At 70.9% G+C, this 14,793-nt stretch carries 14 protein-coding genes; 9 read left to right on the top strand and 5 right to left on the bottom strand.

Going from position 1 to position 14,793, the window contains the following annotated elements; translation table 11 throughout:
* The first annotated feature begins 400 nt into the window (after positions 1-400).
* A complete protein-coding gene (locus ABZY44_RS35030; protein WP_356661107.1) occupies positions 401-2,920 on the top strand; it encodes an FHA domain-containing protein in 2,520 nt (839 codons plus the stop codon).
* Between the two features lie 146 nt (positions 2,921-3,066).
* Here the strand turns inward: ABZY44_RS35030 and ABZY44_RS35025 are convergent, their stop codons facing one another.
* On the bottom strand, positions 3,067-3,735 hold the full coding sequence (locus ABZY44_RS35025; protein ID WP_356661101.1) for a transglycosylase SLT domain-containing protein: 669 nt from the start codon (positions 3,733-3,735) through the stop codon (positions 3,067-3,069).
* A 1,199-nt stretch (positions 3,736-4,934) separates the two neighbouring features.
* Between ABZY44_RS35025 and ABZY44_RS35020 the strand changes: the two genes are divergently transcribed.
* The 3 genes from ABZY44_RS35020 to ABZY44_RS35010 all read left to right on the top strand — a co-directional run bounded on the left by ABZY44_RS35020 (position 4,935) and on the right by ABZY44_RS35010 (position 7,096).
* Entirely contained in the window at positions 4,935-6,086 is a 1,152-nt protein-coding gene (locus ABZY44_RS35020) for a GAF domain-containing sensor histidine kinase (protein ID WP_356661099.1), read from the top strand.
* The gene (locus tag ABZY44_RS35015; RefSeq protein ID WP_356661097.1) at positions 6,079-6,738 is read left to right on the top strand and encodes a response regulator transcription factor; all 660 of its coding nucleotides are present in this window, start codon (positions 6,079-6,081) and stop codon (positions 6,736-6,738) included. The genes ABZY44_RS35020 and ABZY44_RS35015 overlap by 8 nt, the downstream gene beginning before the upstream one ends.
* Positions 6,739-6,850: 112 nt before the next feature.
* Complete coding sequence (locus ABZY44_RS35010) at positions 6,851-7,096, top strand: chaplin (RefSeq protein ID WP_356661105.1); 246 nt, start codon at positions 6,851-6,853, stop codon at positions 7,094-7,096.
* 196 nt (positions 7,097-7,292) lie between these two features.
* Here the strand turns inward: ABZY44_RS35010 and ABZY44_RS35005 are convergent, their stop codons facing one another.
* Positions 7,293-8,078 carry a hypothetical protein gene (locus ABZY44_RS35005; RefSeq protein ID WP_356661095.1) on the bottom strand — a complete coding sequence of 262 codons (786 nt, stop codon included), beginning with the start codon at positions 8,076-8,078 and terminating at the stop codon, positions 7,293-7,295.
* 145 nt (positions 8,079-8,223) lie between these two features.
* Here ABZY44_RS35005 and ABZY44_RS35000 point away from each other — a divergent pair, with 145 nt between their 5' ends.
* From ABZY44_RS35000 to ABZY44_RS34985, 4 genes are all read left to right on the top strand, one after another.
* Positions 8,224-9,018 carry an ABC transporter ATP-binding protein gene (locus ABZY44_RS35000; RefSeq protein WP_356661093.1) on the top strand — a complete coding sequence of 265 codons (795 nt, stop codon included), beginning with the start codon at positions 8,224-8,226 and terminating at the stop codon, positions 9,016-9,018.
* 101 nt (positions 9,019-9,119) lie between these two features.
* The gene (locus tag ABZY44_RS34995; protein WP_356661091.1) at positions 9,120-9,551 is read left to right on the top strand and encodes an NfeD family protein; all 432 of its coding nucleotides are present in this window, start codon (positions 9,120-9,122) and stop codon (positions 9,549-9,551) included.
* Positions 9,552-9,635: 84 nt separating this feature from the next.
* Positions 9,636-10,613 (top strand): SPFH domain-containing protein, encoded by a 978-nt coding sequence (locus ABZY44_RS34990; protein ID WP_356661089.1) that lies wholly within the window; start codon positions 9,636-9,638, stop codon positions 10,611-10,613.
* 105 nt (positions 10,614-10,718) lie between these two features.
* The gene (locus tag ABZY44_RS34985; RefSeq protein WP_356661103.1) at positions 10,719-11,489 is read left to right on the top strand and encodes a sulfite exporter TauE/SafE family protein; all 771 of its coding nucleotides are present in this window, start codon (positions 10,719-10,721) and stop codon (positions 11,487-11,489) included.
* A gap of 77 nt (positions 11,490-11,566) precedes the next feature.
* Here the strand turns inward: ABZY44_RS34985 and ABZY44_RS34980 are convergent, their stop codons facing one another.
* The 3 genes from ABZY44_RS34980 to ABZY44_RS34970 form a co-directional block, all read right to left on the bottom strand.
* Entirely contained in the window at positions 11,567-12,082 is a 516-nt protein-coding gene (locus tag ABZY44_RS34980; protein ID WP_356661087.1) for an HNH endonuclease, read from the bottom strand.
* Positions 12,083-12,244: 162 nt separating this feature from the next.
* A complete protein-coding gene (locus ABZY44_RS34975) occupies positions 12,245-12,778 on the bottom strand; it encodes a YbhB/YbcL family Raf kinase inhibitor-like protein (protein WP_356661083.1) in 534 nt (177 codons plus the stop codon).
* Positions 12,779-12,851: 73 nt separating this feature from the next.
* Positions 12,852-13,634 carry a sporulation protein gene (locus ABZY44_RS34970; protein ID WP_356661081.1) on the bottom strand — a complete coding sequence of 261 codons (783 nt, stop codon included), beginning with the start codon at positions 13,632-13,634 and terminating at the stop codon, positions 12,852-12,854.
* Positions 13,635-13,754: 120 nt separating this feature from the next.
* Here ABZY44_RS34970 and ABZY44_RS34965 point away from each other — a divergent pair, with 120 nt between their 5' ends.
* Positions 13,755-14,396, top strand: a complete 642-nt coding sequence (locus ABZY44_RS34965; protein WP_356661079.1) for a DNA-3-methyladenine glycosylase — start codon at positions 13,755-13,757, stop codon at positions 14,394-14,396.
* Positions 14,397-14,793: the final 397 nt, after the last annotated feature.

The raw sequence follows: 14,793 nt of genomic DNA, 5'->3' as shown, positions 1-14,793 counted from the left end.
GGCCGGCCAGGGCGGCGAGTAAGGCGAGTGCGAAGAGCGCGGAAAGCATGGGTCCCCCGGGAAGTCGGCCGCCGCGTCCCGTCCGCGCAGTGGACCGCACGCGCAGTGGACCGCACGCGCAGTGGACCGCACGCGCAGTGGACCGCACGCGCAGTGGACCGCACGCGCAGTGGACCGCAGGGGTGGGACGGGAGACCGGGACGTCCCTAATCACACGGTCCGGGTGATTTCCGACCCCCTCGGAGGGCCTGCGCGGGCTCCGCCAAGTGGCCCGGATTCCCCTTGTGGCCGTGCGCCTGAAATAGTTCCCCCGGATGTTCGCCATCCCTAGACTCCCTGACGTCATGGGGGATTCTCGGGGGACTTAAGTGGGGCTGGAGTGCCGGAACTCGTACTGGAATTGAATGGAAGGACCTGGACGCTCGATTCGTCCAGGTCGTACTCGCTGGGGCGCGATCCCCAGGGAGACGTGGTGATCGATGACGCCCGGGTGTCGTGGCGGCACGCCACGATCGCCTGGAACGGGCGGGGTTGGGGGATCGAGGACCACGGGAGCACCAACGGCACGTACGTGCGCGGGGCGAGGGTCCAGCAGGCCGAGCTCGTGCCCGGCACGCCGGTGCACCTGGGCAACGCGACCGACGGGCCGCGGCTGAATCCCGTAGCCGGTGCGGCCGCGGCCGCACCCGTGCCGCAGCCGGCCGTGGCGCAGCAGTCGCCGGCGCAGGCGTACGCGCAGCAGGCGCCGCCCCAGCCGCAGCACCAGGCGTGGGAACAGCAGGCCCAGCACCCGCTGCCGCAGCAGCAGGCGCCGCGGGCTCCTGCCTTCCCGCAGCAGCAGGCCCAGCCGGCCCAGCCGGCACAGTCGTTCCCGCAGCAGCAGGGCGGCTCCCCGGGCTACGGAGACCACCGCAGCCCGACGACGTTCCACCAGCTCGCGCTGGGCCACGTCATGCGGATCGGCCGCGCGCTGGAGAACGAGCTGGTGGTCTCCGACCTCCAGGTCTCCCGCAACCACGCCGAGTTCCACTCGATGCCGGGCGGCCGCTTCGAGATCCGCGACCTGGGCAGCCACAACGGCACCTACGTCAACGGCCAGCCGCTGGCGAAGTCCGGCACCGCGCTGCTCGGCCCGAACGACATCGTCGGCGTCGGCCACTCGACCTTCCGGATCGTCGGTGACCGCCTCGAGGAGTTCGTCGACACCGGCGACGTCTCGTTCTCGGCCCGCCACCTCACGGTCACGGTCGACGGGGGCAAGCAGATCCTCAAGGACGTCACCTTCGGCGTCCCGGAGAAGTCGCTGATCGGCGTCATCGGCCCCTCCGGGTCCGGCAAGTCGACGCTGCTCAAGGCGCTGACCGGCTACCGTCCGGCCAACGAGGGCGACGTGCTCTACGACAACCGCAACCTGTACAAGCAGTTCGCGGAGCTCCGCCAGCGCATCGGCCTGGTGCCGCAGGACGACATCCTGCACAAGGAGCTGAAGGTCAGCACGGCCCTCAAGTACGCGGCCAAGCTCCGCTTCCCGGGCGACACCGCCGAGTCCGAGCGTGCCGCCCGCATCAACGAGGTGCTCGGCGAGCTCAAGCTCGACATCCACAAGGACAAGAAGATCACCTCGCTCTCGGGTGGTCAGCGCAAGCGCGTGTCCGTGGCCCTGGAGCTGCTCACCAAGCCGTCGCTGATCTTCCTGGACGAGCCGACCTCCGGCCTCGACCCGGGCATGGACCGCGACGTCATGCAGCTGCTGCGCGGCCTCGCCGACGACGGCCGCACGGTCCTCGTCGTCACCCACTCCGTCGCCGAGCTGGCCATCTGCGACAAGCTGCTGGTCATGGCCCCGGGCGGTTCGGTCGCGTACTTCGGCCCGCCGGACGAGGCGCTGAACTTCTTCGGCTACTCGACCTGGGCCGACGTGTTCTCCGCCTTCGAGAGCTACCGCGACTACGACTGGGCCGGCCGCTGGAAGGGATCGCAGCACTACCAGCTGTACGCGGCCGACATCGACGCGGTCGCCCCGCAGTCGGTGCAGCCCGCCGTGCAGCAGACCCGGCCGCCGAAGCCGCAGGCCTGGGGCTCCCAGCTCTTCACGCTGATGCGCCGCTACCTGTCGGTCATCGCGTCCGACAAGGGCTTCATCGGTCTGATGCTGATCCTCCCCGCGGTCCTGGGCGTGGTCTCCACGGTCATCCCCGCGAAGTTCGGACTCGCACCGCCCGTGGCGCCGTCCCGCTTCAACGGCGACGCCGGCACGATCATGCTGATCCTCGCGGTCGGCATGTGCTTCTCCGGCGCCGCGAACTCGGTCCGTGAGCTGATCAAGGAACGCGTCATCTACGAGCGCGAGCGCGCGACCGGCCTGTCCCGGTCGGCGTACCTCGTGTCGAAGGTCATCGTCCTCGGCGTCATCACGGCCATCCAGGGCGTGATCATCTGCGGGATCGGCTTCTACCCGCGCGACCTGCCCACCGAGGGCCTGCTGATGCCGCCGGCCGTGGAGATCTGCCTGTCGGTCATCGCGCTCGGGTTCACCTCGATGATGTTCGGCCTGGTGATCTCCGCCCTGGTCAAGACCGCCGAGAAGACCATGCCCCTGCTGGTCATGTTCGCGATCGTCCAGGTCGTCTTCACCGGCATCCTCTTCCAGGTCTACGACTCTCCCGGCCTGGAGCAGTTCGCCTGGCTGATGCCGTCGCGCTGGGCGATCGCCGCGGCCGGCACCACGCTGAACCTCGGCGTGCTCATGCCGCCGTGGGACGCGGACAACCCGACCAACACCGACCCGCTCTGGGACGCCACGGTGGGCCAGTGGAGCCTGAACATCACGATCCTGCTGCTCATCGGCGTCGCGTGCGGCTTCGCCGTGCAGCGACTGCTGCGCCGCCACGAGCCCGAGGTCATGCGCGCGGGCAAGTAGGGCCCACGACCGCGGCCACGCCCACGACCGCGGTCACGCCCGAGGGAACGCCCGCACGCACGACGCACGACGCACGAACGCCTCAGGGCGGCCCCGGTGACACGGGGCCGCCCTGAGGCGCATGGGGGCTTGGGTACGCCAGTGGCCTAGTAGGCGCTGTTGACGTTGTCCATGGAGCCGTAGCGGTCGGCCGCGTAGTTGCAGGCGGCGACGATGTTCGCGACCGGGTCATACAGGTCGAACTTGGTGCCCTTGACGTGGTACGTCTTGAAGGTCGGGGCGATGACCTGGAGCAGACCCTTGCTGGGGATGCCGTTCTGGGCGTTGATGTCCCAGTTGTTGATCGCCTTCGGGTTGCCGCTGGACTCACGCATGATGTTGCGGTGAATACCGGCGTAGCTGCCCGGAATGCCTTCCTTCTTCATGATGAAGAGGGCTTCCTTGATCCAGCCGTCCAGGTTGTTCGCGAAGACGGGCGTGCGGGCGGCGGAACGGCTCGCGGCCGCCTTCTGCTCGCGGGCCTTCTTCGCTGCCGCCTCGGCCTTGGCCTTGGCGGCGTCCTTCGCGGCCTGCGCCTGCTTGTCGGCGACGACCCGCTGGACGGTGAGGTGCTGCTGCACGGCCTGCGTCTGCGCACCGTCGACGACCTTGGACCAGGCGACGGGGGCGGCCACGACGGCCGTGGTCTCGGCCGCGTTGGCCGGGACGAGGGAGAGAGCGAGGGCGGCGGTGCCCAGGGCGGCTACACCCGCGATGGAAAGCTTGTGCGCCTTCGTCAGACGACGACTGTGGCCGGGAGTGCTGGTCTCGGTCATGCGTAGCAACCTCTTCGAATAGCGGGAGCCGCAGGAAAGCGCCGCCTGGATCCGGGATCCGCGGCGCTGTGCGGCGAGAGCAATTCTTAGCGGTGGCAAAAAGCTGTGGCAAAGGTGTGACGTACGATCCCGCTTAGTGGATCAGGCCTGCGGGCCGAGCCCGCCGTTCGGGCCTCGACGCTAGGTGCGGCAGTGCTGACGGGCTCTTTATGTGTCCACTAGGCAGCTTCGTAAGTGATGTGGGTCCTATGTGCGGGCTCACATCGGCCATGTAACGAACTGACCTACCGTTGCGCCAGCAATGCATTGCGTAACCGATCTCATCCTTGAGTAGCAGAGAAACCCCAGCGCACCAGTGCCAAAGGCAGAGCCGGACGGCGAGGTCTCCCCTCCCGATGGCATCCGACTTCGGCCCGGCTCTCCCGCAGCCGGGCTCCGCCAGTCGGCCCGGCTCTCCCGCGCCCGGCATCCAGGGCCCGGCTCTCCTGTCGGCCTGTCGGCTTGGCGCCCGATGCTTCGCGCCGGTCCGAGCGGGTGCGCGGCCCGGGCTCGTGCGCTCGGCCGGCCGTCGGTGCCGGGCCTGCGTGAGCCCCTCCGCCGCCGGCCCCGTCCCGCCGGGGCTCGGCGGGCGCGACGACCGGGCGGCACGCCGCCAGCGACCGGCCCCCGCCCGTACGGGCACGGCAGTGCAGGCCCGGGCCGACCGCCGACCGCCGACCGCCGACCGCCGACCGCCCTCCGCCCCCGCCGGTCGACGCTCGCGCCCGCTCCGGCCGTCGGCCCGGCCGCCCACGCGGCATGCGACCCCGCTCGCCCGGCAGGCCGCCCTGCCGGGCGGACCGCTGGCCCCGGGCCGCGATGTCCCCCGTGCAACCCGGTTCCGGTCCGGCGGCTCCGCCCGGGCGGGAAATGGCGGCGATATGTCCGTTCTATGCAGCCCCCTCTTTCTCTATACAGCCCGCTCTTCCGTAGCGCCGAGCGTTCCCCAGGGTCCGGCTCGCTGCCGGGCCGGAGATCCCCCGGCACGCCACACCCGGGCCCGCGGTCAGCCCGCACCACCCCGCGTCCGCTCGCCGCCGGATCTTCCGGGCGGCACGCCGGGTCACCGCCCCGCCCTGGCGTGCCGAGTTCCATACCTAGGGCCGGGCCTAGGCCTTGCGCCCGATCCCGCAGGTCAGGGCCGCGAGTACGGTGATCTCATGCATCCCGGACCCATCGGCCCCCGCGGACCGCGCAGTGGCCTGGCCGCCGTGAGCGACGCGCTGCTCGCCATGAGCCGCCGCCTCGAAGTCCGCGACGTCCTGCGCACGATCGTCGCGTCGGCCCGCGAGCTGCTCGACGCCGAGTACGCGGCCCTCGGCGTCCCGGACGACCACGGCGGCTTCGCCCAGTTCGTCGTGGACGGCATCAGCGAGGAGCGGTGGCGGGCGATCGGCCCGCTGCCCCGCCAGCACGGCATCCTCGCCGCGATGCTCCACCAGGACGCCCCCGAGCGCCTGGCCGACGTGCGGAAGGACCCGCGCTTCGAGGGCTGGCCCGCCGCACACCCCGACATGTCCGATTTCCTCGGGCTGCCCATCCGGGACGGCGAGGAGACCCTCGGCGCCCTCTTCCTCGCGAACAAGCGCGGCCCGCACGGCTTCACCGACGAGGACGAGGAGCTCCTCTCCCTCCTCGCGCAGCACGCGGCGATCGCCCTCACCAACGCCCGCCTCTACGAACGCAGCCGCGAGCTGACCATCGCCGAGGAACGCTCCCGCCTCGCCCACGAGCTGCACGACGCGGTCAGCCAGAAGCTCTTCTCGCTCCGCCTGACCGCCCAGGCGGCCGCCGCCCTCGTCGACCGCGCCCCGGCCCGCGCCAAGGAGGAACTCCAACAGGTCGCCGTCCTCGCGGCCGAAGCCGCCGACGAACTGCGCGCCGCCGTCACCGAGCTCCGCCCGGCCGCCCTCGACGAGGACGGCCTGATCGCCACCCTGCGCAACCAGGTCCGCGTCCTGGACCGCGCCCACACCGCCCGCGTCACCTTCGCGTGCGACGGCGTACGGGCCCTGCCCGCGGCTCAGGAGGAAGCGGTCCTGCGCGTCACCCAGGAAGCCCTCCACAACGCCCTGCGCCATTCGGACGGCGACCGCATCGACGTCACCCTCACGCGCGGCGGGACCGGGGGAGCGGTGCTCAAGGTCACGGACGACGGCGTGGGCTTCTCCCCGGCCACCGTCCGACGGGCCGGCCGGCACCTCGGCCTGGTATCCATGCGGGACCGGGCGGCCGGCGTCGGGGGCCGCCTCACCGTGCACTCCGAGCCCGGCAAGGGCACCACGATCGAACTGGAGGTCTCCGGTGGCTGACACGCCGGACCGGCCCGGCCGGATCAGGATCCTGCTCGTCGACGACCACCAGGTGGTCCGTCGCGGCCTGCGCACCTTCCTGGAGGTCCAGGACGACCTCGAGGTGGTGGGCGAGGCCGCCGACGGCGACGAGGGCATCGCCCGCGCCGAGGAGCTGCGCCCCGACGTGATCCTGATGGACATCAAGATGCCGGGCACCGACGGCATCGACGCCCTGCGCAGACTGCGCGGGCTGGCGAACCCGGCGCGCGTGCTCGTCGTCACGAGTTTCACCGAGCAGCGGACGGTGGTCCCCGCCCTGCGCGCGGGCGCCGCCGGCTACGTCTACAAGGACATCGACCCCGTCGCGCTCGCCGCCGCCATCCGCTCGGTCCACGCCGGGCAGGTCCTCCTCCAGCCCGAGGTCGCGGTGGCCCTGCTCGCGGAGGAGGGACGACCCCCGTCCTCCGGCCGGGGCGGTTCCCTCACGGACCGCGAGCGCGAGGTGCTGCGGCACATAGCGGACGGCCGCTCGAACCGGGAGATCGCGCGGGCGCTGGTCCTCTCGGAGAAGACGGTCAAGACGCACGTGTCGAACATCCTGATGAAGCTGGACGTCGTGGACCGGACCCAGGCGGCGCTGTGGGCGGTCCGACACGGAATGACGGAGTGATTCATACGGTCGGGTGTACGTAGCCCACATGGCGTATCCCGTTCGTCGGATGAACGTTCTTCATGACGTGTCGCGGCGGCTGGCCGCGGCAGACGTACTGGAGGACGAGAACGTGAAGAACTTCAAGAAGGCCACCGCTGTCACCATGATCGCGGGCGGCCTCCTCGCCGCCGGCGCGGGTGTCTCCTCGGCGCACGGCGGTGCGTCGGCGGAGGGCGAGGCCCTGGCCTCGCCCGGCGTGGCCTCGGGCAACCAGCTCCAGGTCCCCGTCCAGGTCCCGGTCAACGTGGTGGGCAACTCGGTCAACGTGATCGGCCTGCTGAACGGTGCCTTCGGCAACACGGGCGTCAACGCCTGACCGGCCACACACCTCGGCCCCGCTCCCCTCCTCTCCCCGGGCAGCGGGGCCGTTGCCGTACCGCACGCCACGGCCGCGCCGCGCAGCCGAGACAACGAAGCCGAGACGACGAAGCCGCCCCCGCCGGCACCACGAAGCCGCCCACCCCCGCCGCAGGGACTCCGGAGAACCCCGGCGCCCCTCCCCGGTCACCGCGCTACCGGCCCCGCTCCCGTTCCTCGACCGCCGAGTTGTACGCCGCCACGAGCGCCCGCCGGGCCACCCGTTCCACCGGCCGCAAGGCTTCCGCCCGGGCCGCCATCTCGGACGCCGCCACCGCCGCCCCGTGCCCCCGCTCGTACGCCAGCGACACCATCAGGTCCACCCGCTGCGCCAGCGCCAGCACCCGTACCGCCCGCGCCGGATACCCCGGCGCCAATGCGTCCCGGCCGGCCTCGGTCCGCGCCCGGTACGCCGACAGCGCGGCGTCCGCCACCGGCCCCGACCCCGCCACGTCCATCCTCGTCAGGACCACCGCGGCCTCGCGCAGCGCCTCCGCGAGCTCGCGCTCCGCCTCGCCGAGCGACGGGACGTCCGCCGGCGGGGCCTCCCGGACCGGCAGGCAGTGCCAGGTCACCGAGACGTGCAGGTCCCCGGCGGGCCCCACCTCGTGGACCGCCGGCACCAGCCCCACCGCCGCGCCCACCGCGACGACCGCCTCCTCGGCGTCCAGCGCCCGCGCGTTGAACTCGGGCGGTCCGCTCAGCCCCAGCGGATGCCCCGGCGCCGGCAGGGCGACCCGCAGCCCGCTCACCCCCAACACCCGCAGCCGGCCCAGCGCGAGCGTCAGCCCCACCGGGCCCGTTTCCCCCGGCAGCCCCTCCACTCGGTGCACGGAGTCCTCGCCCACGATCGACAGCGCGGCCTCGTCGGGCGAGACGAGACCGGCCAGCAGAGCGTTCCCCCAGGCGGCGAGCCGCCCTGAACGTGGTTCGAAAAGCATCCCCCTACTTTACGGATCGGCCCTCCGACCCGGGCCCGCGCCCGGAGCCCGCCGTGAGTGGCGTAGGTTTTCCCCTGGGGCTGCGCCTGCCGGTAGGACGGTGCTGCACAGACGAACCGAGACTGCAAGGGGAGACAACACGCTCATGAGCGATGTTCTGGAGCTGGTGGACGTATCCGTGGTCCGCGAGGGCCGGGCACTGGTGGACCAGGTCTCCTGGTCGGTCAAGGAGGGGGAGCGCTGGGTGATCCTCGGCCCCAACGGCGCCGGGAAGACCACCCTGCTCAACGTCGCCTCCAGCTACCTCTTCCCCACCAAGGGCTCCGCCACCATCCTCGGCAGCACCCTCGGCAAGGTGGACGTCTTCGAGCTGCGCCCCCGCATCGGCGTCGCCGGCATCGCGATGGCCGACAAGCTCCCGAAGCGGCAGACGGTCCTGCAGACCGTCCTCACCGCCGCGTACGGAATGACGGCCACCTGGCAGGAGGAGTACGAGGACATCGACGAGCAGCGCGCCCGCGCGTTCCTCGACCGCCTCGGCATGACGGACTACCTGGACCGGAAGTTCGGCACCCTCTCCGAGGGCGAGCGCAAGCGCACCCTGATCGCCCGCGCCCTGATGACCGACCCCGAGCTGCTGCTCCTCGACGAGCCCGCCGCCGGTCTGGACCTCGGCGGCCGCGAGGACCTCGTACGGCGCCTCGGCCGGCTGGCCCGCGACCCCCTCGCCCCGTCGATGGTCATGGTCACCCACCACGTCGAGGAAATCGCCCCCGGTTTCACGCACGTGCTGATGATCCGCCAGGGCAAGGTCGTCGCCGCCGGTCCCGTCGAGCTGGAACTGACCTCCCGCAACCTCTCCCGCTGCTTCGGGCTGCCGCTCGTCGTCGAGCGCGGCGAGAACGAGCGCTGGACCGCCCAGGGCCTGCCCCTGCGCTGAGCCGGAGCGTGCCCGTGTGCTGAGCCCAGGGCCTGCCCGTGCGCTGAGCGGGGCCGCCCGCACCCTGTCCGGACCGCGCCCACGAGACCTACCATGACCACGTGGACATCGACGCGTGGGTGTGGTGGCTCATCGGCGCGGTCGGACTGGGCATCCCCCTCGTCCTGACCGCGATGCCCGAGTTCGGCATGTTCGCCGCCGGCGCGGTGGCGGCCGCGATCACAGCGGCCCTCGGCGGGGGAGTGGTCGCCCAGGTACTGGTCTTCGTCATCGTGTCGGTCGCGCTCATCGCGGTGGTCCGCCCGATCGCCAACCGGCACCTCAACCAGAGACCCCAGCACCGCAGCGGAATTGACGCCCTGAAGGGCCGCAGCGCCGTGGTCCTGGAACGGGTCGACGGAAGCGGCAACGGGCGGATCAAGCTCGCGGGCGAGATCTGGTCCGCCCGCGCCCTCGACTCGGACAGCAGTTTCGAGCCCGGTCAGTCCGTCGACGTGGTCGAGATCGACGGGGCGACCGCGGTCGTCATGTGACAAGCAGCCGACCCGCGGCCCCGGGGTCTGCGAGACTCCGCTGAACGGGGCAGCACAGACAGCCGGAAGGGCACGGGGAACCGCATGCAACCGATCATCATCGTCCTGATCATTCTGGTGATCCTGGTCTTCATCGCACTGGTCAAGACGATCCAAGTGATCCCGCAGGCCAGCGCGGCCATCGTCGAACGGTTCGGCCGCTACACCCGCACCCTCAACGCGGGCCTGAACATCGTCGTCCCGTTCATCGACTCGATCCGCAACCGGATCGACCTCCGCGAACAGGTCGTCCCCTTCCCCCCGCAGCCGGTCATCACGCAGGACAACCTGGTCGTCAACATCGACACCGTCATCTACTACCAGGTGACCGACGCCCGCGCCGCGACGTACGAAGTGGCCAGCTACATCCAGGCCATCGAGCAGCTGACCGTCACCACGCTGCGCAACATCATCGGCGGCATGGACCTGGAACGGACCCTGACCTCCCGCGAGGAGATCAACGCGGCCCTGCGCGGCGTCCTCGACGAGGCCACCGGCAAGTGGGGCATCCGCGTCAACCGCGTCGAGCTCAAGGCCATCGAGCCGCCGACCTCCATCCAGGACTCGATGGAGAAGCAGATGCGCGCCGACCGCGACAAGCGCGCCGCGATCCTCCAGGCCGAGGGTGTCCGCCAGTCCGAGATCCTGCGCGCCGAAGGCGAGAAGCAGTCCTCCATCCTGCGCGCCGAGGGTGACGCCAAGGCCGCGGCCCTGCGCGCCGAGGGCGAGGCGCAGGCCATCCGCACGGTCTTCGAGTCCATCCACGCCGGCGACGCCGACCAGAAGCTCCTGGCCTACCAGTACCTCCAGATGCTTCCGAAGCTCGCCGAGGGCGACGCCAACAAGCTCTGGATCGTCCCGAGCGAGATCGGCGACGCCCTCAAGGGGCTCTCCGGAGCCATGGGCAACTTCGGTCCCATGGGCGGCGGTTCGGGCTTCAACCCGACCAACTCCGGCAAGGAGGGCGGCCCCGCGGCCGACAAGGCCGCCGCCGAACGCCGCGAGCAGCCCCCCATCGACTGAGCGGGCCGGCCCCTGCTGCATGATCAGTGAGGCCCCTCGACCTTCATGGCGGGGAGGCGACTCACTCATGCAAAGGGGATGGCTCCGTCCATGTCCGTGTTCTCGATGTCCCTCTGGGAATCGCTCGCGGTGTTCGCCGCGGGCGTCGGCGCCGGCACCATCAACACCATCGTCGGCTCCGGCACCCTGATCACCTTCCCGGTCCTGCTGGCCACCGGCCTGCCACCGGTCACCGCCAACGTCTCCAACACCCTCGGCCTCGTACCCGGTTCGATCAGCGGAGCCATCGGCTACCGCGACGAACTGCGGGGCCAGCGCGCCCGGGTCCTGCGGCTCGGCTCCGTGTCCCTCGTCGGCGGACTGGCGGGCGCCGCCCTGCTCCTCGCCCTCCCCTCGGACGCCTTCGGCACGATCGTGCCCGTCCTCATCGGCCTGGCCCTCGTGCTCGTCGTCTTCCAGCCGCGGCTCGCCGCCGCCCTGCGCAGACGCCAGGAGGCGGCCGGAGGAGACACGAGCCACCCCGACGGCGGCCCCGCCCTGCTCACCGGCATGCTGTTCGCCAGCGCGTACGGCGGCTACTTCGGTGCCGCCCAGGGCGTGCTCTACCTCGGCCTGATGGGGCTGCTGCTCCGCGAGGACCTGCAGCGCGTCAACGCGGTGAAGAACGTCATCGCGGCGATGGTGAACGGCATCGCGGCCGTCTTCTTCCTCTTCGTCGCCGAGTTCGACTGGACGGCCGTCCTGCTCATCGCCGTCGGCTCGACGATCGGAGGCCAGATCGGAGCCAGGGTCGGCCGCAAGCTCTCGCCCACCGTCCTGCGCGGGGTCATCGTGACCGTCGGGATCATCGCGATCGTCCAGCTGCTGCTCCGCTGAGCGACGTACGCCAGGTACGTCGCCCAGCGCATCCGTCTACGCGCAGGGACGCGATGTTCCTACGCGCCCCCGCGCGGTCACGGGCTGACCTCGGCGGAACGCGCCAGCCACTCCGGCAGCGGATCCCGCCCGCCGACCCCCAGCGCGAGCAGCATCGCGTCCGCCGGAGACGGTACGAACGGCTTCCGGAGGAGCGGCATCCCCGCCTCCTCCGGAGTCCGAGCCGCCTTGCGGTGGTTGTCCTCGGCACACGAGGCCACCGTGTTCAGCCAGGTGTCCCCACCCCCCTGGGCCCGCGGCAGCACGTGGTCCACGGTCGTAGCGCGCTTCCCGCAGTACGCGCAACGGTGCTGGTCCCGGACCAGCACCCCCCTCCGTGACCAGGGAGCATGTCTTCGGAAGGGCACCCGTACGTACCTGCACAGCCTGATCACCCGGGGCATCGGAAGCTCCATCGTGGCCGCGCGCACACGCAGCTCGGGATGCGACTGTTCGACCACGGCCTTGTCCTGGAGCACCAGGACCACGGCCCGGTTCAAGGTCACCGTCGACAGCGGCTCGAAGCTCGCATTCAGCACCAGCGTGTCCCGCATCTCGCCCACCTCCCGTGTGCAGGCCCGCAACCACCACGGCGGCAGGGCCCGCAACCACTCTGGTCGCGCGCGCCACGCGGGACAACGCAATAAAAATGCCCGGTCCCGGTCGTCTTTAGACCAGGACCGGGCAAACGCCCGGAGAAACGAGAGCCGCGGGGATCAGCTCTCGGGGGCCTCGTACTCACCGATCAGCTGGGCCCGCCCCACGGTGTGGAAGCGCAGGTTGAACCCGACGACGGCCGGCGAGACCTCCGCACCGGGACCGAGCTCCTCCGCGTCAACGGCGTACACGGTGAACACGTAGCGGTGCCGCTCCCCGGCCGGGGGAGCCGCTCCGCCGAAGTCCCGGGTGCCGTAGTCGTTCCGTACGTGCACGGCCCCGGCCGGCAGCCCCTCGAACTTCCCGCTGCCCGCCCCGGCCGGCAGCTCCGTGACCGACACCGGCAGGTCGAAGAGCACCCAGTGCCAGAACCCGCTGCCCGTCGGCGCGTCCGGGTCGAAGCACGTCACGGCGAAGCTCTTCGTCCCCTCCGGGAACCCCTCCCACCGCAGCTGCGGCGAGCGGTTCCCGCCTGACAGCACTTGCGCGTCCCCCAGATCCGCCCCCGGCTCCAGGTCCGTACTGCTCACGGTGAACTCGTGCACGGGGGGATGGAAATCGTGGGGGAGCGGCGCCCTGTTCTGCTCGGTCACAGCTGAACCTCCTGCTCGGATCGGGTCCGGGTCACGTCGTCACGTGCCGTCGCGGACCCGAGCCTAGATCCACTCAGAACCAGTTGCGCTGGGAACCCACCGACGCGATCCACTGGTTCAGGTACGCGGCCCAGTCGGTCCCCTGGTAGGACTGCAGCCCCACCTGGAAGCAGCGGTACGTGTCGCTCCCCTCGCTGAACAGGCCCGGCTTCTTGTCCATCTCCAGCACCACGTCCATCTCGCGGCCGTCGGAGACGAAGGTCAGCTCGACCTGGTTGAGCCCGCGGTACTGCGACGGCGGCAGGAACTCGATCTCCTGGTAGAACGGCAGCGTCTGCCGCGTCCCGCGGATGTGCCCGCGCTCCATGTCCGCACTGCGGAAGGAGAAGCCCAGCTGCACGAAGGCGTCGAGGATCGCCTGCTGCGCCGGGACCGGGTGCACGTTGATCGGGTCGAGGTCGCCCGCGTCCACCGCGCGCGCGATCTCCAGCTCGGTGCTGACCCCGATGTTCATGCCGTGCAGCTGACGGCCGCCGAAGTGGGTGACCGGCGTCTCCCACGGGATCTCCAGCCCGAACGGCACGACGTGCAGCGCACCGGCCTGCACCTGGAAGGCCCCGCCCAGACGCTGCTTGGTGAAGACCACGTCCTGCTTGTACTCCTGGTCGCCGCCCTCTACCTCCACCCGCGCCTGGAGCCCGACGGACAGCCCCTCGATCTGCTGCTCCACGGACCCGCCCTGGATGCGCACCTCGCCCTGGACGATGCCGCCGGGCACGACGTTCGGCTCGGTGATGACCGTGTCCACCGAGGCACCGCCGGCTCCCAGGCTCGCGAACAGCTTCCTGAACCCCATGCTCTGACTCCCCTTGAAGACGTGCTGAAAGACTTGTGCGACTACGCGCAGGACTACCCCTACAAACGCGGAACCTTAGGCCCCGGTTGCAGCCGGGCGCAGTCGACTACGCTCGACCGGATGAGCGCGCGCCCTGACCGTACGCCCCTGGACCGGTCCTTCTTCGACCGCCCGGTCCTCACCGTTGCTCCGGACCTCCTCGGCCGCACCCTGGTCCGCCGTACTCCGGACGGCCCGATGGAACTGCGCATCACGGAGGTGGAGGCGTACGAGGGGGAGGCGGACCCCGGCTCCCACGCCTACCGCGGCCCCACGGCGCGCAACGCGTCGATGTTCGGTCCGCCCGGGCACGCGTACGTCTACTTCATCTACGGCATGTGGTTCAGCCTCAATCTGGTGTGCGGCCCGCCGGGCCACGCGAGCGGGGTCCTGCTCCGCGCGGGGGAGGTGACGCTGGGCGCCGAGCTGGCCCGCACCCGCCGGCTCTCCGCCAGGGCCGACCGGGAACTGGCGCAGGGCCCGGCCCGTCTGGCCACGGCCCTGGACATCGACCGGTCCCTCGACGGCACCGACCTCTGCGCCGGCCCGGACGCGCCCCTGTCCCTCCTGTCGGGAACCCGGACCCCACCCGACCAGGTGGGCAACGGCCCCCGCACCGGAGTGGGCGGCGCCGGAGCGGACCATCCCTACCGCTACTGGATCACGCACGACCCGACGGTGAGCCGTTACCGGGCGCACGCGCCGCGCCGCCGCTCAACTTGACGCGGCCTGGGCGGACGCCTAATGTAGTCCGAGCCGCTTGAACGGGGCAGTGCCATCAGCAGACCCCCAGAGCGGCCAACCCACTACCTACGACTTACCCCTGGCGGGGTCGTATTCGGCATGCCCGAATTCGATTCCAAGCGGCCGATTATGAGCCGCACGGGATAAGCGCTAATGTGGTGGAGCGCCGAAAGGCACAGACCCCCAACGGTCACCGAATTCAAATCCAAGCCGGAAACGGCGCGGAAATGATCTGGTAGAGTTGGAAACGAAGGAAGCGCCCGGAGGGCCCGGAAACGGGAACGAAGGAAGCGTCCGTTCCTTGAGAACTCAACAGCGTGCCAAAAATCAACGCCAAAAAGTTGATACCCCGTCCATTTCGGTGGATGAGGTTCCT

It is taken from the genome of Streptomyces sp. NPDC006544 (assembly GCF_040611715.1).
In the GTDB taxonomy this organism is placed as follows: Bacteria; Actinomycetota; Actinomycetes; order Streptomycetales; family Streptomycetaceae; genus Streptomyces.
This window is presented reverse-complemented; position numbering and strand designations above follow the sequence as displayed.

Bases quoted from the DNA above. Each gene is read 5' to 3' on its own strand.
- ABZY44_RS35025 (WP_356661101.1), bottom strand. From the start codon at position 3,735: ATGACCGAGACCAGCACTCCCGGCCACAGTCGTCGTCTGACGAAGGCG.
- ABZY44_RS35020 (WP_356661099.1), top strand. From the start codon at position 4,935: ATGCATCCCGGACCCATCGGCCCCCGCGGACCGCGCAGTGGCCTGGCC.
- ABZY44_RS35005 (WP_356661095.1), bottom strand. From the start codon at position 8,078: ATGCTTTTCGAACCACGTTCAGGGCGGCTCGCCGCCTGGGGGAACGCT.
- ABZY44_RS35000 (WP_356661093.1), top strand. From the start codon at position 8,224: ATGAGCGATGTTCTGGAGCTGGTGGACGTATCCGTGGTCCGCGAGGGC.
- ABZY44_RS34990 (WP_356661089.1), top strand. From the start codon at position 9,636: ATGCAACCGATCATCATCGTCCTGATCATTCTGGTGATCCTGGTCTTC.
- ABZY44_RS34985 (WP_356661103.1), top strand. From the start codon at position 10,719: ATGTCCCTCTGGGAATCGCTCGCGGTGTTCGCCGCGGGCGTCGGCGCC.
- ABZY44_RS34980 (WP_356661087.1), bottom strand. From the start codon at position 12,082: ATGCGGGACACGCTGGTGCTGAATGCGAGCTTCGAGCCGCTGTCGACG.
- ABZY44_RS34970 (WP_356661081.1), bottom strand. From the start codon at position 13,634: ATGGGGTTCAGGAAGCTGTTCGCGAGCCTGGGAGCCGGCGGTGCCTCG.
- ABZY44_RS34965 (WP_356661079.1), top strand. From the start codon at position 13,755: ATGAGCGCGCGCCCTGACCGTACGCCCCTGGACCGGTCCTTCTTCGAC.